Source organism: Plesiocystis pacifica SIR-1, from assembly GCF_000170895.1.
Lineage (GTDB): Bacteria > Myxococcota_A > Polyangia > Nannocystales > Nannocystaceae > Plesiocystis > Plesiocystis pacifica.
In genome coordinates, this window is record NZ_ABCS01000017.1 from 63,493 (window position 1) to 80,930 (window position 17,438).

A 17,438-nucleotide genomic window follows, 5' to 3' on the forward strand; every position below is an offset into this window, starting at 1 on the left:
GAGACCCACCAGTGAGCACATTCGTACATTGAAGGCTGATATCGCCCATTGCCCCCTACGCGGGGCCTGGAACCCTCCACGCATCACCAGGCCTGGAGTGTGGCGTTTTCGACTCTCAACTCTAGTAGCCATACTCCCTACGCGCTTTGCCTGCTACACCCCTTGCCATGCGCAAGGGAATCACGATGGGCTTCATCGCCGCGCTGGCGTGCACGAGCGCCTGCGGCGACTCGAGCGATCCGGGTGCCGAGGACGAGGCGACGGACACCGCTGGCACCAGCAGCGACGACGAGGTCGGCAGCGAGCAGGGCACCGGAGAGGCGGGCACCACCGGGACCACCACCGGCGACGGCGACACCACGACCACCGGCGACGGCGACACCACGACCACCGGCGACGGCGACACCACGACCACCGGCGACGGCGACACCACGACCACCGGCGACGGCGACACCACGACCACCGGCGACGGCGACACCACGACCACGGGCGACGGCGACACCGACACCACCGGCGATGGCGACACCGACACCACCGGCGGCCAAGAGTGTGGCACCACCCTCTACGCCACCGTGCGCGACTTTCAGATCGCCCACCCCGACTTCCAGTACACCACCGGCGTCGATCTGGGCATCGTCGAGGTCGACCTCGGCGCGGACCAAAAGCCGGTCTACGCCGGCAACCCGAACACGCCCACGACCACCGGCGTCGACAATTTCAACCAGTGGTACAACGACGTCGACGGCGTGAACCAGCCCTTCGAGGTGCCCATCGAGCTCCTCGAGATCATGCCGGGCGTCTACGAGTACGCCAACGGTGCCTTCTTCCCCATCGACGATGAAGGTTGGGGCAACGAAGGTAATCCACACAACTACCACTTCACTCTCGAGCTCCACACCAACTTCCTCTACACCGGCGGAGAGGTGTTCACCTTCGAGGGCGACGACGACCTGTGGGTGTTCGTCAACGGCAAGCTCGGCATCGATCTCGGCGGCGTGCACGGGCCGCTCGAGGGCAGCATCGACATGGACGCCCTCGCGGGCCAGCTCGGCATCGAGATCGGCGGCCTCTACGACCTCGACTTCTTCTTCGCCGAGCGACACACCACGCAGTCGAACTTCAAGATCACGACTACGATCAACTGCTTCAACCCGCAATAATCACTCTAGGAGAGAGCTGCCCCATTTTCTTGGTGGCACACTCTGGCAATTGGGGGCGGTCTCGGGTAAACCCGGACCGCCCCTTTTTGCCCCAATGCTGCGTCTAGTCCCGACTCACGTGTTCACTGGAGCGACCGGCTTTGTCGGTTCTGCCATCGTTTTGGAGCTTCTGGAGCGAGATCCTCGAGCAGAAGTGCTCGCCATCGTTCGCCCGGGCGAAATCGAACCAAGTATACGCCTTCGCGAGACCCTGCACAAAGTCGCGCGTCTGTATGCGCTCGAAAGCGCACAGGGTGTAGAGATTCACACGGCCATCGATCAGCGCTGCCACGCCATCGCGGGCGACCTCTTCGAGCCTGCGTGCGGCGTTCACCTCGACGACTCGCGCCCCTGGGAAGGCGCCGAGTTCTGGCACTGCGCAGCCTCGCTCCAGTATCAGGACCGCCATGCCGACAACATCTACCGGACCAACACCCAGGGCACGGAGCACGCCCTCGATCTGGCCCGGCGGGCCGGTGCGCGCTGCTTCAACTACATCAGCACGGCCTACGTCGCCGGCACCCGCTCGGGGTCGATCCTCGAGCAACCCGTCGAGGAGGGGCACAACAACAACCACTACGAGCGCTCCAAGGTGCGGGCCGAGCAGATGGTCCAGTCCGAGCCGACGATGCGGACCCGGATCCTGCGCCCGAGCATCGTGATCGGGCACTCGAAGACCCGCGCAGCCCTCAACTTCAACGGCATGTACGGCTTCCTGCGCGGGCTGGTCAAGTTCCGCGGCGCGATGGAGCGAGCCCAGCGCAGCCTCGCCGCGCGCCTCGACGTGCGCGTGCGCGCCGATCGACACGGGACGGTGAACCTGATCCCCGTCGACCACGTGGCCCGCGACGCCGCCCGCTTGAGCCTGCGCGACGCCCCCGATGGCATCTACCACCTGACCACGGCCACACCGATCAACACGGGCTCGACCCTCGACACGCTGTTCGAGCTGGCCGGTTTTCGGCGCCCCAAATTGGTCCAGACCTGCGACGAGTTCAGCTCCCTCGACGCGCGCTTTCATCGGCGCGTCGACTTCTATACGGCCTACCTCGTCGGCCCCAAGCAGTTCTCCCGCGCGCACACCAACGCGGCCGCGGGCACCGACGAGGGCGGCACCTTCGTCCTCGACACGGACACGCTGACCGACTTTTGCAACTGGTACGTCGAGCGCCTCGAGGCCCGACGCTCGGTCCTGCCGGCGACGCGATGAGCCTGCCCCAGCGTCCCCACCGACCCGACGACGGCGCCTTCATCGTGGGCACGGGCCGGTGCGGATCGACCCTGCTGACGCAGATGCTGCGCCGGCACCCCGAGCAGCTGAGCGTGTCCGAGCTGTTCGCCTTCATCAGCGATCTGGGCAACCAGATCCCGCGCTGCTTTCCGCCCGAGGCCATCGACGGCGACGCCTTTTGGGCCATCGTCGCCGGCGTGCACCCGCGCCAGAACCTGCTGCTGCGCCACGGCCTGCGCATGCCCGAGGTGCTCTACGACTTCGAGCGCGGTCGCTTCGAGGCCAGCGCGGGCGTCCCCGCCCTCGCCCTCACCACCTTGCCGCACCTCGAGGCCGACCCCTTCGGCTCCGCGCACGCTGGCGACGTCGACGGGCGCCTCGACGAGCTCGAGGCCGTGGTCCGCGGCTGGGGCCGGGCGCCAGCTGCCGATCACTACCGCGCGCTGCTCGGCTGGCTGACTCGTCGCTACGGCCGGCGGGCCTGGGTCGAGCGCTCCGGCGGAACCCTGCGCATCGTCCACCGGCTGATCGAGCAGTTCCCCCACGCGCGCTTTGTCCACATCGTCCGCGACGGGCGAAACACCGCGCTGTCGATGAGCCGCCACATCGGCTTTCGCATGGCGCTCATCGCCTTTCAGCTCGTCGAGTTCCTCGGCGTCGACCCCTTCGACGATCCAGACCGGAGCGAGGTCGACGATCTGCCCGACGACCTCGCCGCGCTCTTGCCCGAGCACTTCGACGCCGAGGCCTTTTGGGCCTACTCCCTGCCCCCCGCGCTGTGCGGGCACTACTGGTCGGGCGAGATCATCCGCGGCCTCGAGGCCCTCGACGCGCTCGAGCGCGATCGCGTGCTCACGCTCAGCTACGAGCGGCTGCTCAACCAGCCGCGGGAGCAGCTGCGGATCCTCGACGCCTTCCTGAGCGGCCCAGAGGCCGCCGAGCAGCCCGCCTCGCGCGCGTGGATCGAGGGCTGCCTGGGCCTGATCGGCGCGGGCCGGTCGGCATGGTCGGAGCTCCCCGAGCGCGAACGCCGAGAGCTCGAGGCGGCCTGCGCCCCGGGCTTCGAGGCCCTCGCCGCCCGCGGCCTCCGGGCCGTCTAGGCAGGCTGACGAACATCCCTCATACTCCAGCCGTTCATGCTCCAGAGCATCGCCATTTCCGCGCTGGTGGTCATCATGATGGTCACCATTGGGCTCGAGCTGACCCTCGAGGATCTGGGGAATGGACTGCGCGAGGGCAAGTGGCTCGTCCTCGCCGTGCTCGCCAACGTCGTGCTCGTGCCCGCCCTCGCCTACGGCCTAGGCCTCGCCACGGCCTTGCCCGCGGGCATCTTGCTCGGCGCGATGGTCTGCGCCTCGGCCCCGGGGGGGCCGACCGGGCCGTTGTTCACGCGCATCGCTGGGGCCGACCTCGCCTTCGCCACGGCGCTCCAGGTGATCCTGTGTGTCATCGGTCTGGTCAGCGCGCCGCTGACCCTCACCTTGTTGCTCAACCACCTCGGCGAGAGCGAGGCGACCCGCACGAGCGTCGCAGGGACGCCGCTTTGGCCCATGGTGAGGACCTTGTTCGTGTTCCAGCTGGTCCCCCTGGCGACCGGCATGCTCGTGCGGAGGCAGCGACCCGAGCTCGCCGCGCGCATGGCCAAGCCCATGGGCACCGCGGCCAACGTGCTGCTGCTGGTGATCATCGTCGGCATGCTCGCTACCCGCGGCAAGATCTTGCTCGAGCAGTCCCTCGTGGTCCACGGCGTGCTCGTGGCCATGGTGGTCCTCCCCCTGGGCCTGGGCCGGCTGTCTCCCTCGGCGACCGAGCCCCAGTCCAAGGCCATGGCGACGGCCATGGTGACCACCGTGCGCAACCTGTCCGTGGCCCTGCTGCTCTCGGCGACCTTCTTCGAAGATCCAGCCGTCGACGCCGCCATCTTGGTGTGGGGCTTTTACATGATGCTGCTGCCCGCGGGTGTGGCTGCGCTGCTTGGGCGTCGGGCTCGCCGGGTCGATCCAGCCCCCGCAATGGCCGACTGAGCTCTGCTCTACCCCCACAGGCATCTGCGAACCGGGGGCGCTTCGTCGCTATCCGCTCCTCCGCTATGGCTTGGTGGGCAATGGGGTTCGTGCCTTCGAGAAGGCTGGTGGTCGCCCCCGCGAGCGGGGGCGTGGAGTCGTTGACAGTCTCTGAGTTGCGCGCCGAAGCCGTTTACGCTCGGCTTACGCGGGGGCGACGGCCCTCCCCCACCCCACCCGCCATGCTCCTCATCATGATTCGCCGCCGAGTCCTCGTCCCCGCCCTCGCCCTCGCTGCCGCCCTGGTGCTGCCCAGCCTCGCCCACGCGAAAAAGGGTGAGGGCAAGCACCAAAAGCGCGTCGCCAAGATGTGCGAGAAGATTCAATGCTCCGATCAGCAGGAGCGGGAGATCGGCCAGGTCTTCCAGCAGATGCACATCGACACCAAGGCCGACCGCGCCACCATCAAAGACCTGCGCAAGCAGATGGCCGACGAGTGGGCCAAGGATCGGCCGAGCGAGGCCACCCTCGAGAGCCTGGCCAAGAAGGTCGCCGCTCACGAGCAGAACATCGCCGATCGGCGCATGGACGCGATGATGGAGCTCCACGGGGTGCTCGACGCGGAGCAGCGCAAGCAGGTCGCCGCCCAGCTCATGAAGGGCAAGGACGGCAAGGGCAAGGGCAAGGGCAAGAAGGCCAAGAAAGACAAGCAGGCTCGCTGAGCCGCACCGGTCCACCGTCCTCGACGCGCAGGCATGCAGCCTGCGCGTTTTTTCGTGCCTCCAGCTCGAACTCGCCCGAGCTCGCCACCGCCCAATCCAAGCGCAGCTCACTTTACACGACGCTGACTCCCAGCCAACGGCTCGCCTCCCCGAAGCGGCGAATGATCAGAGTGTGGCCGGGAGAGACGACTCCCACCCACCTCGAACACTCCCCACTCTTCAAAAGGACCCATGACCATGAGCATCGCCAGCCTGATCGGAACCCGCCTCGCCACTGGACTCGGAGCCCTCGCCATCGCCGGCAGCGTCGCCGGAGGTGCAGCCGCCACGGCGTACGCCGCCCCCGAGCGCGGCGACCGGACTGAAACACGCGCAGATCGGGAGGACGGCCCCCTGAAGGCGTTCCGCCAAGATCTGCGCGAGCAGACCAAGGCCGACCGCGAGGCCGTCGAGGAGATGCGCCGCGAGCTCGCACAGGAGTACGCCAAGGACAGCCCGGACACCGCCAAGATGGAGCGCCTGTTCGCCGCCATCGAGGCCCGGGAGGACGCCATCTCCGAGACCCGCTTCGACGCCTGGGTCCGCGTCCACGCCGAGCTGACCCCCGAGCAGCGAGCCAAGGCCGCCCAGCGCATGGCCAAGGGCAAGGGCGGCAAGGGCAAGCACGGCAAGGCCAAGCCCGGCAAGGGCAAGCCTGGCAAGGGCAAGGGCAAGGGCAAGGGCCACCACGCCGACGACCGCCCGAGCACCCCCGCCGCTGCCGAGGACGTCGCCAAGCCCGAGCCCAAGTCCAAGCGCGAGCGCCGACGCGCCGCCCGGGCAGCCAAGAAGGCCGAGAAGGCCGCGCGCTGAAGCCACAGCTCCCCACAGCCACCACCCCCCAGCGGGCCGCGAATCATCGCGGTCCGCTTTTTCGTGCTCGCGCGTAACCTCGCCGGGCCTGCGGCACTACCGAGGGAACATGCGCCGCACCCGAGACATCGCCGCCCTCTCGCTCTCGACCCTCTTCCTGCTCACGCTCGGCGCCTGTACCGAGGGCGAGGAGGAGGAAGGCTCGGAGGCCGCCGAAGGCGAGACCGCCAACGCAGACGAGGCCGACACCGAGTCCGAGTCCGAGTCCGACTCCGGCGAGACCACCACGGAGTCCTCGGAGACCACCGGGGGCACGGGCTGCTCCCCCGTCGGCGTCCCCCAGGGCGACGCGGCCCTGTCCAGCTGGCTCGAGCAGGGCAGCTACCTCGACTGGCAGGCCGAGGGCGCGGTCCACCCCAGCAGCGGTCCGCACTTCGGCGGCGTGCGCACCTTCGTCGACGACTGCCTGTCCCAGTCGCTCACCGCCGGGACCACCAGCGCGGTCGGGGGAGCCTCGGTCAAGGAGCTCTACGGCGACGGCGACGAGGTGCTCGGCTGGTCCGTCATGCTCAAGGTCGCCGAGGGTGAGGGCGGCGACAGCTGGTACTGGTACGAGATCTACGAGGGCCAGGTCTACGGCGACGGCGTGGGCATCACGCTGTGCACCAACTGCCACGGCGGCGGGCAGGACTTCTTCCTCACGCCCTGGCCGCTGCAGTAGTCAGGGCGCGGGCGCGAGCCCAGTTTGGGGCACGCCCACGATCCGGGCGGTGCTGAAGGCTTCTTGCGAGACCCACACCCGCACCGAGCTGGCGAAGCTCAGCGCCCGACCGTCGGCGAGAAAGCGCGGGTGGTAGTCGACGAACTCGTTGTGGGTCAGCGAGGAGGTCTCGGGCCCGGCGTCGCCGGTCGCGTCGAGCTGAACCAGACCGATCTCGCGGCGGTGGGTGTCCACGCGGTGGGCGAAGGCCAGCATCCGCGGGCCGGCCTGCGCGGGGCTCAGCGCGAGGCCCCGGGGCTCGATGGGCCTGGCGAGCACGCGCGCCTCGAGGTCTTTCGGGGTCAAGGTGATCAGCAGGGGCGCCCCCGCCTTCGCCGCGCCCCTCCCCTTCCCGTTCCCCTTGCCCTTGCCCTTGCCTCGCGGCGGCGTGGCCAGCTCGCGCGCGGCCCGGGCCGCGCCCTTGGCGAGCAGGCGCAGCTCGATGATCTCGATGGTCTCCTGGGGACTCCGCGCGACCAGGATGACCCGCGGCGCGAACGCACCGTCGGCGTCCACGCCCTCGACCACGGCCAGGTCCAGGAGCTGGCGCCCCTCGGCGAAGAACTGCGTGGGCACCCGCAAGTGCGCCCCGGGGCGGCGACGATCGACGAACTCCACGGCGTGGGCCTGACCGCCCGGCTCCCGAGGATCGTCGCTGGGCGTCCGGGTCAGCACGGCCACGCGCCAGGGATCGACGAAGTCGAGGGGGCCCATGCGCACGCCGGGCAGGCGCAGCAGCTCGACGGAGCCCGCCCCGCCCGCCTCGACCTCGGTCAAGGTCGCGCCCGCGCCGACCACGGGCTCGAAGGCCTCCTCGGTCAACCACACCCGGAGCACGGCCTCGTCCCCGGACTGCTCGGCCCGGGCCAGCAACAGCGCGTCGCCCTCGGCCATGCGCGGGGCGAGGACGCCGAGCTCCGCCGATGGGTTCGCCGGCAAGCTCAGCTCGCCGAGCTCGCGCCAATTGCAGCCCGGGCCCGGCTCGCGCCGCCACACCATCAGCTCGCTGTCCCGGGTGATCACGCCCAGGGTCGCGCCGTCGCGGCTCGCGTGCAGGCGCGGCGACTCGGCCATGGCCAGCTCACCGCCCAGCAGGCTCTCGCAAGGCTGCGCGCCCTCGATGACCAGGCGCTCGCGCGCCGCCAGGGCCCCGCCGCCCGCCTCGGCGGACGCGAGCGCGCTCGTCAGCAGCTCCGGCGGGACCCACTCGAGCACCATCGTGTCGCCGACGTCGAGGTCGAGGGTCTGGGCGTCCTCGCTGTAGATCTCGATGGCGTGGCGGGCCACGAGCACGCCCCCGTCCGGGTCCGGGATGGCCACCCCGGTCTCGAGGGTGTCCATGAGCGACACGACCCCGGTCTCGAGGCCGAGGGCGTCGTCGAGCTTGCCCTGGGCCGAGGCGATGCGCTCGTCGAACTCTTGCGGCCGGGCGATCATCTGGCGCGCGACCTCGATCTCCGACTCGAATTGCAGCTCGGCCACCGTCGGCCGGACCTCGTCGACCCGGGCCAGCAGCTTGCGCTGCTGAAACAGCGCCTCGAGGGCGCCGTGCCCGGGCAGGCGCAGGACCGGGCTGTCCCCGACGGCGTCGACGCTCAGCGCGTGGGGGAAGGCGAAGTCCCCGACGCTCACGGCCGCGTAGTCCCGAGCTTCGAAGTCGGCGATGGCGTCGGGCGCGGGCTCGAGCTCGACGCCCGACCAGTCGACGGCCGAAGGATCCTCGAACACCACGAAGCCAAAGCCGCGCTGGTCGGCGAGCTCGAGCAGCTTCGCGGCGCCCTCGGCCTCGCTCTCGGGCAAGACGTCGGCGGCCACCGCCAGCCAGTCCTCGAAGCGATCGACCTCGACCTCGAAGCCCCCCTCCTCGAACACGGCGTAGTAGTCCACGTCGCCGGCCTGGGTCACGACCAGGACGCGGTTGCGCTCCTCGGGCGCCCCCTCCCCGCTGTCCCGCGTGGCCGTCCACAGCGCCGCGCCCAGGGCCCCGAGCACCGCGAGGCCCAACACGGCGATGCGCGGCCGCACGCTCGCGCGGAGGGCCTCGACCTCGCGAGTCATCGCCCCGAGTATACGCGCCGCGCTCGGGGGCTCCCGCCCCGCCCCACCATTTGGAGGGCTGGTGACTCGGATCAGGTCTGGGTCGCCGCGCGCACGCCGTTGGCGTACAGCTGCAGGCCGAGCCCGAAGGCCGGGCGGGCCTCGGCGCCGAAGCGGCGCGCGAGCCAGCGCGGGTGGTTCTCCGGGTAGAGGAAGGCCTCGGGGTGCGGCATCAGGCCGAACACACGCCCGCTCGCGTCGCACAACCCGGCGGCGCCGTCCGGCGAGCCGTTGGGGTTCGCCGGCCACTCGCTGGTCGCCTCGCCCTGGGCGTCGACGTAGCGCACGGGCACCCGGCGCTCGGCGAACAGCTGGTCGCGCACGGCGTCGGAGGCGAACACCAGCTTGCCCTCGCCGTGGCGGCTGGGGCTCTCGATGCTCTCGACGCCCCGGGTCCACACGCAGGGGCTCTCGGGGTCGACGCGCATGCGCACCCAGGCGTTGCGGTAGCCCAGGCGATCGTTGCCGACGATCGACACCTGCTGAGGCGCGAGGGCCTCGGGGCTCGCCTCGCCGAGGGCCCCGGGCAGCAGGCCCAGCTTGGTCATGACCTGAAAGCCGTTGCACATCCCGACCGCGAGGCCGCCGTCGGCGATGAAGCGGGCGAGCTCGCGGCCCAGGCCAAAGCGCATCCGGTTGGCGAACACCCGGCCCGAGGCGACGTGGTCGCCAAAGGAGAAGCCGCCGATGAACACGAGGATCGAGGCCTGGCTCAGGCGGCCGGGCTCGGCCAGGAGGTCGGAGACGTGGACCTGCTCGACCTGGGCGCCGAGCAGCTCGAAGGCCGCGGCGCTCTCGGCCTCGCAGTTGAGCCCGTAGCCCGTGGGCACGAGCACGCGCACGGCCTCGGCGGCGCCGTCGAGCTCGAAGGCGTCCATGATCGCCGTCCGCTTGGCGGCGAAGCTGGTCCCAAAGTTCCGTCCCTGGTGTTGCTCAGAGTCCATGAAGCGCCTCCCCAAAGCGTCCCCGCAGCGCGGCGAGGGTGGTGTCGATGACCGTGCCAGAACCAGAGCCAGAACCAGCGCCCGTGCTCACGCGCAGCGTCGGCGCCTCGACCACCCGGCCGAGTCGCTGGAGACCGTGGGCTCCGAGCGCCGCCTCGACGGCCTCGCCCTGGGCCTCGGCGCAGGTCAAGACGATGCGGCCCGTGCTCTCGGCGAACAGCTGGGCCGCCGCCGAGAGGCCGTCGGTGTCGAGCTCGAGCTCGAGCCCGAGGCCGCTGGCCAGCACCATGTGGGCGAGGCTCAGGGCCAGCCCGCCGCGGGCGCAGACGTGGGCCGAGCGGATCAAGCCGGCGTCCCGAGCCCCCGCGAAGGCGCCGTAGCGCGCCCAGCAGGCCTCGAGATCGGTGCGCGGCAGATCCGTCGGCGGCAGGGGCGAGCCCGCGTCCGCCCGCGCCCGCTCGAGCTCGCTCGCGCCCAGCTCGAGGGCCGTCGCGCCCAGCAAGTACACGCGGTCGCCCGCGGCCCGCGGCTCGAGGTCCAGGCACGCGCCGACGTCCGGGGTCTGACCCATGACGCTGACGAGCAGGGTCGGCGGGATCGAGATCTTCACGCCGCCCAGGAAGGCGTCGTTCTTCATCGAGTCCTTGCCCGAGATCAGCGGGACGCCGTAGGCCAGGCACGCGTCGTAGAGGCCCTGGCAGCAGCGCACGAGCTGGGCGAGCTTGTGGTGCCCGTCGGGGGTCTTGGCCGACTGGATGGGGTCGGGCCAGCAGAAGTTGTCGAGGGCGGCGATGCGATCGAGGCGGGCGCCCGCGCACAGCACCCGGCGCACGCCCTCGTCGACGCAGGCCCGGGCCATGGCCTCGGTGTCGATGTCGGACAGCCACGGGTGGATGCCCTCGCCGAGGATCACCCCCTCGTCCCGGCCGTGGCGCACGCGCATGGCGGTGGCCGTGGACGGCACGTCGCCCTCGACCCCGAGCAGGGGCTTGATGACGCTCAGGCCCTTGACCTCGTGGTCGTAGCTCCGCGCCCGGTCGTCGTTGGCCGACAGGTTGGGCCGCGCGAGCAGGTCGAGCAGGGCCGCGCCGCAGTCGAGCTGGGCCAGCGCCGCCTCGGCAGCGCCCGCGTCCACCACCCGCGCCTGCGCCGGCGACCAGCGGGCCTCGAGGGTCGGCAGCGGCACCCCGTCGTGCATGAACTCGAGGCTCAGGTCGCAGACCTCGAGCGCGCCGTAGTCCACCCGGAAGCGGCCGTCGTCGGTGAACTCGCCGAGCACCGAGGCCTCGACCTCGCGCCGCGCCGCCAGCTCGAGGAAGGCGTCGAGCTGCGCCGGCGGGACCGCGACGGTCATGCGCTCTTGGGCCTCGGAGATGAGGATCTCCCAGGGCGCCAGGCCCGGGTACTTGAGCGGCGCCTTGGCCAGGTCGATGCGCGCGCCGTTGGTCGCCTCGGCCATCTCGCCCACGGAGCTCGACAGGCCGCCCGCGCCGTTGTCGGTCATGCCCGAGTAGAGCCCGCGGTCCCGGGCCTCGCTCAGGAAGTCCCACATCATCTTTTGGGTGATCGGGTCGCCGATCTGCACGGCCTGGACCGGCGAGCTCTCGTCGAGCTCGACGCTCGAGAAGGTCGCCCCGTGGATCCCGTCCTTGCCGATGCGCCCGCCGACCATGACCACGCGATCGCCGACGGCGATGGGCTTGTCCTCGGTCGGCCGCGGCGCCCGCTCGGGAGGGGGGCCCGGGACGGTCACCGGCATGGCCGCCACGGTCCCGCAGTAGACCAGGGGCTTGCCGGCGTAGCGCCCGTCGAACAGCTCGAAGCCGCGGCTATAGGGGATCCCCGACTGGTTGCCGCCGTCGATGACACCGTGGTGCACCCCGTCGCGGATCCGTCGCGGGTGCATCAGGCCGGGGGGCAGGCCGCTGCGATCGCGGAGCGGGCCGCGGGGGTCGCCAAAGCAGTAGCCCCACACGTTGGACAAGAGATCCGCGCCCAGGCCCGTGCCGAAGGAGTCGCGGTTGACCCCGACGATGCCCGTCATCGCGCCGCCGTAGGGGTCGAGGGCCGAGGGCGAGTTGTGGGTCTCGACCTTGTAGACGAGGTGGTCCGCCTCGGTGAAGCGGACCACGCCGGCGTTGTCGTGGAACACGGAGACCAGAAAGTCCTCGCCCTCCGGGTCGGCGCCGCTTTGCTTGCGGGCGTCCGCGACGGCCTCGGTCGCCGCGCGCACGTAGCTGCGAAACAACCCGCGCTCGATCAGCGTCTCGTCTCCCTGCGGGTCGACGTAACGGATCGGCGAGGCGAAGATCTTGTGCTTGCAGTGCTCGGACCAGGTCTGGGCCAAGCACTCGAGCTCGGCGTCGGTGGGATCGCGCCCGAGCCCGCGAAAGTGCGCGGCGATGGCCTGCATCTCTGCCAGGGTCAGGGCGAGCATGCCCTCCTTCGAGATGCGCTCGAGGGTCGCGTCGTCGGCCTCGCGCAGGGCCACCGGCTCCACACCTGGGGCTCGCTCGCTGCCCGCCCTGGGCACGCGCAGATCGACGCTGCGCGGCGCCTGGACGAGGCTGTGGCGCTCGATCAGCGGGTTGTAGAGGAGCTCCCGCGCCGCGGCCTCGAGGGTCGGACCGTCGACGCCCCAGACCAGATAGAGGGTCGAGCTGTAGGCATGGCCATCCAGGCTACGGCGAAGACAGTCGCTCGCCGCACGACGGACGCTGTGACCGATCGCGTCCGTGACCCCAGGCAAGAAACCGACCGACAGGATCCACGGCGCCTCGCCGTCGCGCTCCGGGTCTGGAAGCATTCCCAGCGCCCCGATCTCGGCGACGGGATCGACGAGAGCCTCGAGCACGCGCTGGGCCTCCTCGTCGCTCAGACCGAGATCGAGGTGATAGCTTTTGCGCGTCTGCAGGGCCGCCGGGCTCAGCTCGAGCCAGGTCTCGAGCCGCTTGCGGGTGGCCTCTGCGAGGGGATCCACGAGCCCCGGTCGCACCTCGATCTCGAGCCGATGCACGCTCACGGGCGCATGACTCCCCCGCGGGCGACGAGCTGTCAATGGCCTCTGGCAGCCTTCAATCGTGCGTCCAGCGACATTCTCAGCTGCGCGCGGGGCTCGGTCCGCGCCGATCCGAGGCTCCCGGCGGGGGCGGAGCGACGGGCGCATCTGCGGCCCTTGGTGCTCCGAGGCCCCCTGCGATGGTTTTTTTGCCTGGCACCAACACGCCCGAGCGGCCCCCAGAGCGCGGACGACAGCCCTCGGAGCGAGACGCATCTCCCCGAGAGATCGCACCTTTTCGACGCCGCCCGATGTGGCATCGCGGGCGTGCGCGCGGTTGGATCCAATGGCGCCAGGGCGCCCCCTCGGGCGCGCACACTTGACAGGTCCGCGAGCACCCTGCACCATTTCCCTCGACGGCTACGGATTGCTAGGCGGATCGCTGTCCGAGATGGGACAGGAGCCATGCGGCGAGCCAGGACGGGGTTGCGCTGAGACACCCCACGCTCGTCGAAGCGCCGTCACGCTTCGCAAAGCGCTCTTCTACAGGGCTCGAAAGCCAACCCGCTCATGACGCGGCGTGCCTCGCTGGACTCCAGCGAGAGCGGAACACGCAGACTCGCGCGGACGCCAGCGACAGACAGATCGAACACATGATGACGCTCTCCTCCACCCAAGGACTCCAACGTGGCAGCTGAAGCGCACGCCGTCCCAGAACCCAGCCAGACCCGCACCGCGGTCGTCGACGAGCAGTGGCGCCAGTCCCTGCTCCAGGTCATGCGCCAGGTCGTCAACAACCTGCCCGACGAGACCTCCCTCGGCGAGCTCGTCGCCGCGACCCGGGCCAACCCCCACCTCGCGCCGATGCTCGGCTACATGTCGGTGCAAGAGCTCATCGACATGGCCGTCGCCAGGCCGCCCCGCCCCTCGCCGAGCAAGACCGGCCGGCCCCAGAGCCAGGTCCAAGACAGCGCGAGCGTCGAATACGACGAAGACGGCAACCCGCTGATGGCCCTGCCGAGCACCGGCCCCGCCGTCATCCGCCGCCGCGCCGACGTCCCCGACGGCGACCTCCGCATCCTCCGAGCCCTCGCCGACGACGGCCCGCTCAGCGAGCCCTCGCTGGTCCGCGCGACCAAGCTGACCTCCGACCAGGTCAAGCTCGTGCTCCGCCACCTGCGGACCAAGGGCTGGATTCACATCGAGGGCAGCGGGGCCAAGCGCAAGATCAAGGTCACCCGCAACGGCTCCTCGCACCTGCGCAAGTCCAGCCGCCGACGCCGCTAGGGTCCGCGCCAACCCAAGGCCACCATCAAAAAAGAGCCCGGGCTTTCGCCCCGGGCTCTTTTTTGATCCGCGCGTCCGCGCTCAGCCGATGGGCTGGAAGGACTGCTGAATCGCGCCGGTGAGGCAACCGATGGCGTCGGAGAAGTCCGTGTCACACACCGACTCGATGCAGCAGCGCACGCGGTCCTCGGTGTTGAGGGCCTCGCAGACCTCCTTGACGCGCACGGGCGGGATGGCCTGGCCCGTGAAGCCGCCCATGCCGTCCTCGCCGGTGCAGCCCGGTCCAATGCTGAACTCGAACTTCTTGCTCTCGGCGGTGCCGGGGTCGCCCGGGAGGATGTCGCCGTCCGGGTAGGGCGCGCCGTTCCACTCGCGGTAGACCAGGTCCATCACGCCGCCGGCGATGGGCTCGAAGGGCACCTCGTCGTTGTTCTCGGTGACCACCGGCACGCCGAGGATGCCGAGCATGATGACCTCTTTGTTCTGGCCGGCGATGAGGTCGTTTTGGAGGTAGTCGAGGTAGCGCGTGAGCGGGTGCAGCACGCCGTTGTCGACGGAGTTGCAGTCGGCGTAGACCCCGTTCATGTCGGGCTCCCCACACTCGACGCCCGCGTTCCAGCACACCGCCGAGGTCGCCTGGGGGGTCATGGTCGCCGGGTTGGTCTCCCAGAACTCGTCGTTGTTGGAGTCCGTGAAGTAGGCGTAGCCGTTGGGCGAGCGCACCGAGCAGTCGGCCTCGTCGGTGACGATGGCGACGGCGAGCACCGCCCCGTCACGCAGGAAGGGCTCGTTGCCCTGGTTCCACTGGGCGCCGGGGTTGATGGCCTGCAGCATGGCCTCGAGGGGCGCCTCGTAGCCGCAGCCGGCGATGCCCTGGGGCCCGATGCAGCTCAGCGCGCCCTGGATGTTGTCGCCGGGGACGTTGGTGTCGTCGCCCTCGAAGTGGATGAAGTTGCCGTTGGGCTCGATGGCCACGGGGCAGGCGTCGGTGCAGGCCTGCGGGAAGGAGGGCGGGTTGTCGCCGAGGCCCGTGAACTGGTCGATGCGGGTCGTGCAGGCCGTGTTGATCGGCGCGCCCTGGGCCGGGTCGTAGCCGGGCAGCTCGAACTGGGTGCACGAGGGGTGCCCCAGGTCCGTGGTCGTGACCATGATGTTCACGTCCGGGACCAGCAGGTTGCCCTCGGCGTCCTCGAGCTCCTCGAGCTTGTCGATCAGCAGGGGGAAGTTGGCCGAGAGGTTGACCTGCTCCTCGCCCATGGTGCCGGAGTTGTCGATGACGAACAGGAGGTCGATCTTGTTGCACTCGCCGTCCCCCGAGGCGCACGAGCCCTGGTTGCCGGTGGAGGTCTCCTCCTCCATGTCGAGGCAGCCGCCGGGCGGGCAGCCGTCGGTCTCGCTGCTCTCGCCGCCGATCGTGTCGTCCTCGGGGCCGTCGTCGATGCCGTCGTCGATGCCGTCGTCGTCCAGGGTCACGGTGATACCGGTCTCGTCATCGTTACCGCCAGAATCACCACAGGCGACGACCAGGGCGAAGCTACCGAGCACACCCGAGGCAAAAAGCAAGTTGAAAGTCTTCCTATGCATCGTTCCTCCGAGGATGGCCCAGCCTACACGCTTTCGCGCATGCGCGGGACCGCTTCGGCCCAACTTTGTCACCGGAGTGCTGGAATTCCTCACGCACTCCTGGCGAGAATTCCGCGACTTTAGCGAGCGCTCACGCCGGAATTTTCACGCACCTCGCGAAGCGGCCCGTAAACGGTGATCCGTTCACGGGCCGAGCGGGTGTCGCGGACGCTGCGCTACTCGACGGGCACGAACACGTCCTGGATCACGTCGCCGAGGCATCCGATGGCGTTGCTGAAGTCGTCGTCGCAGACCGACTCGATGCAGCAGCGGACCTTGTCGTCGTAGTCGAGGGACTCGCAGACCTCCTTGACGCGCACGGGCGGGATGGCCTGGCCCGTGATGCTGCCCATGCCGTCCTGGCCGGTGCAGCCCGGCCCGATGCCGAAGGACCACTGCTGGTACTCGGGGGTGATGCCGGCCATGGCGTCCTCGGGCAGGATGTCGGTCTCGCGCCACTGGCGGTAGACCAGATCGGCCACGCCGCCCTCGACGGGCTCGTAGGGCGGCTCGTCGTTGTAGGCCGTGACCGGCGGCACACCGAGGATCCCCAGCATCAAGACCTCCTTGTTGAGGCCCTGGCCGAGGTAGCCCGAGAGGAAGTCGGTGTAGCGCGACAGCGGATGCAGCGCGTCGTCGCTGTCGTCCGAGAAGCAATTGGTATAGACGCCGTTTTGATCGGGCCCGTTGCAGGTGACCCCCGCGTTCCAGCACAGCGCGCTGCTCGGCAGCTTGTCGCCGTCGAGGGTCGCGAAGTAGTCGTCGTCGGTCATGATCGCGTAGTCCTTGACCGAGCAATCCGCCTCGTCGGTGACGATCGCGACGGCGAGGATGGCCCCCTCGCGCAGGAAGGGCTCCTCGGTGCCGCCGTTGGGGCAGGCCGCGGCGTCGTCGGGCGAGCCGCAGTTCCACGGCGCCGTCGGGTTGAGGGCCTGCATCATGGTCTCGAGGGGCGACTCGTAGCCGCAGCCGTCGATGCCCTGGGGGCCGATGCACGCCAGGGTCTGCGCCACGGCGGAGTCCGGGGTGCCGTCGCCGTTGATGTCGACGGGCTCGACCGGCGGGACGTTGTCGCCGTCGGCGTCGAAGTGGATGATCTGCGCGCCGTTGACGGGCTCGATGCCCGGCTGGGGGCACACGTCGGTGCACGCCTCCTCGTAGACCGGCGGGTTGATCTGCGCCAGGCCGGTGAAGCGATCGAGGCGCTTGACGCAGGCCGTCGACACCGGCGCGCCCATCTCCGGCTCATAGTTGGCGAAGGGCTTGCACAGCGGGTTCCCGAAGTCCGTGGTCGTGACCATGATGTTCACGTTGGGCTCCAGGGGCTCGCCGAACTTGTCCGTCAGGCCCTCGAGCTTCTCGATGAGCAGCGGGAAGTTGTTGGCGAGGTTGAGCTGCTCCTCGCCCATGGTCCCCGAGTTGTCGATCACGAACAGCAGGTCGATGAGGTTGCACTCCCCCTCCATGTTGCAGCCCGGGGGGTTCTCCTCTTCGGGCGGGAGGTCCAGGCAGCCGGTGATCGGCGGGCACGGCCCGGTCTCGGACTCCTCCATGGTGTCACCGTCCATGGTGGTCTGGTCGTCGTTGCCGTCGTCCTCGACGAAGACCGTGGTGCTGGCCTCGTCGTCGCCGTCCTGGCCGCGGTAATTCTCGCAGGCGACGGCGGAGGTGATGGGGAGCGCAATGATCAAGGCAATGGTAGGGGAGCGCTTCATGGGGCGA

At 69.9% G+C, this 17,438-nt stretch carries 13 protein-coding genes; 8 read left to right on the forward strand and 5 right to left on the reverse strand.

Going from position 1 to position 17,438, the window contains the following annotated elements; genetic code table 11:
- Positions 1–167: 167 nt before the first annotated feature.
- The 7 genes from PPSIR1_RS11170 (at position 168) to PPSIR1_RS11200 (ending at position 6,728) form a co-directional block, all read left to right on the forward strand.
- Positions 168–1,160: a fibro-slime domain-containing protein gene (locus PPSIR1_RS11170; protein ID WP_006971156.1), complete on the forward strand. Its 993-nt coding sequence runs from the start codon at positions 168–170 to the stop codon at positions 1,158–1,160.
- Between the two features lie 94 nt (positions 1,161–1,254).
- Complete coding sequence (locus PPSIR1_RS11175) at positions 1,255–2,409, forward strand: SDR family oxidoreductase (RefSeq protein WP_086001216.1); 1,155 nt, start codon at positions 1,255–1,257, stop codon at positions 2,407–2,409.
- Positions 2,406–3,530 carry a sulfotransferase family protein gene (locus tag PPSIR1_RS11180; RefSeq protein ID WP_006971158.1) on the forward strand — a complete coding sequence of 375 codons (1,125 nt, stop codon included), beginning with the start codon at positions 2,406–2,408 and terminating at the stop codon, positions 3,528–3,530. Before PPSIR1_RS11175 ends, PPSIR1_RS11180 begins: the two co-directional genes overlap by 4 nt.
- A gap of 36 nt (positions 3,531–3,566) precedes the next feature.
- Positions 3,567–4,454: a bile acid:sodium symporter family protein gene (locus PPSIR1_RS11185; protein ID WP_006971159.1), complete on the forward strand. Its 888-nt coding sequence runs from the start codon at positions 3,567–3,569 to the stop codon at positions 4,452–4,454.
- Between the two features lie 233 nt (positions 4,455–4,687).
- Entirely contained in the window at positions 4,688–5,155 is a 468-nt protein-coding gene (locus PPSIR1_RS11190; protein WP_157595432.1) for a Spy/CpxP family protein refolding chaperone, read from the forward strand.
- 237 nt (positions 5,156–5,392) lie between these two features.
- Positions 5,393–6,007: a Spy/CpxP family protein refolding chaperone gene (locus PPSIR1_RS11195; RefSeq protein WP_157595433.1), complete on the forward strand. Its 615-nt coding sequence runs from the start codon at positions 5,393–5,395 to the stop codon at positions 6,005–6,007.
- Positions 6,008–6,116: 109 nt separating this feature from the next.
- Entirely contained in the window at positions 6,117–6,728 is a 612-nt protein-coding gene (locus PPSIR1_RS11200) for a hypothetical protein (protein ID WP_006971162.1), read from the forward strand.
- Here the strand turns inward: PPSIR1_RS11200 and PPSIR1_RS11205 are convergent, their stop codons facing one another.
- From PPSIR1_RS11205 to PPSIR1_RS11215, 3 genes are all read right to left on the reverse strand, one after another.
- Positions 6,729–8,825 carry an RNA-binding protein gene (locus tag PPSIR1_RS11205; protein WP_006971163.1) on the reverse strand — a complete coding sequence of 699 codons (2,097 nt, stop codon included), beginning with the start codon at positions 8,823–8,825 and terminating at the stop codon, positions 6,729–6,731.
- A 71-nt stretch (positions 8,826–8,896) separates the two neighbouring features.
- Complete coding sequence (locus PPSIR1_RS11210; protein ID WP_006971164.1) at positions 8,897–9,808, reverse strand: phosphoribosylformylglycinamidine synthase subunit PurQ; 912 nt, start codon at positions 9,806–9,808, stop codon at positions 8,897–8,899.
- Positions 9,798–12,830: a phosphoribosylformylglycinamidine synthase subunit PurL gene (locus PPSIR1_RS11215; protein ID WP_006971165.1), complete on the reverse strand. Its 3,033-nt coding sequence runs from the start codon at positions 12,828–12,830 to the stop codon at positions 9,798–9,800. Before PPSIR1_RS11215 ends, PPSIR1_RS11210 begins: the two co-directional genes overlap by 11 nt.
- Positions 12,831–13,493: 663 nt before the next feature.
- Between PPSIR1_RS11215 and PPSIR1_RS11220 the strand changes: the two genes are divergently transcribed.
- Positions 13,494–14,093: a hypothetical protein gene (locus PPSIR1_RS11220; protein ID WP_006971166.1), complete on the forward strand. Its 600-nt coding sequence runs from the start codon at positions 13,494–13,496 to the stop codon at positions 14,091–14,093.
- An 81-nt stretch (positions 14,094–14,174) separates the two neighbouring features.
- Here the strand turns inward: PPSIR1_RS11220 and PPSIR1_RS11225 are convergent, their stop codons facing one another.
- The gene (locus PPSIR1_RS11225) at positions 14,175–15,677 is read right to left on the reverse strand and encodes a hypothetical protein (protein WP_157595434.1); all 1,503 of its coding nucleotides are present in this window, start codon (positions 15,675–15,677) and stop codon (positions 14,175–14,177) included.
- Between the two features lie 215 nt (positions 15,678–15,892).
- On the reverse strand, positions 15,893–17,407 hold the full coding sequence (locus tag PPSIR1_RS11230; RefSeq protein ID WP_006971168.1) for a hypothetical protein: 1,515 nt from the start codon (positions 17,405–17,407) through the stop codon (positions 15,893–15,895).
- Positions 17,408–17,438: the final 31 nt, after the last annotated feature.

What these genes read in the sequence shown, in the direction of transcription:
- PPSIR1_RS11170 (WP_006971156.1), top strand. Translation starts at nt 168, where the DNA reads ATGCGCAAGGGAATCACGATGGGCTTCATCGCCGCGCTGGCGTGCACG.
- PPSIR1_RS11175 (WP_086001216.1), top strand. Translation starts at nt 1,255, where the DNA reads ATGCTGCGTCTAGTCCCGACTCACGTGTTCACTGGAGCGACCGGCTTT.
- PPSIR1_RS11180 (WP_006971158.1), top strand. Translation starts at nt 2,406, where the DNA reads ATGAGCCTGCCCCAGCGTCCCCACCGACCCGACGACGGCGCCTTCATC.
- PPSIR1_RS11185 (WP_006971159.1), top strand. Translation starts at nt 3,567, where the DNA reads ATGCTCCAGAGCATCGCCATTTCCGCGCTGGTGGTCATCATGATGGTC.
- PPSIR1_RS11190 (WP_157595432.1), top strand. Translation starts at nt 4,688, where the DNA reads ATGATTCGCCGCCGAGTCCTCGTCCCCGCCCTCGCCCTCGCTGCCGCC.
- PPSIR1_RS11195 (WP_157595433.1), top strand. Translation starts at nt 5,393, where the DNA reads ATGAGCATCGCCAGCCTGATCGGAACCCGCCTCGCCACTGGACTCGGA.
- PPSIR1_RS11200 (WP_006971162.1), top strand. Translation starts at nt 6,117, where the DNA reads ATGCGCCGCACCCGAGACATCGCCGCCCTCTCGCTCTCGACCCTCTTC.
- PPSIR1_RS11205 (WP_006971163.1), bottom strand. Translation starts at nt 8,825, where the DNA reads ATGACTCGCGAGGTCGAGGCCCTCCGCGCGAGCGTGCGGCCGCGCATC.
- PPSIR1_RS11210 (WP_006971164.1), bottom strand. Translation starts at nt 9,808, where the DNA reads ATGGACTCTGAGCAACACCAGGGACGGAACTTTGGGACCAGCTTCGCC.
- PPSIR1_RS11225 (WP_157595434.1), bottom strand. Translation starts at nt 15,677, where the DNA reads ATGCATAGGAAGACTTTCAACTTGCTTTTTGCCTCGGGTGTGCTCGGT.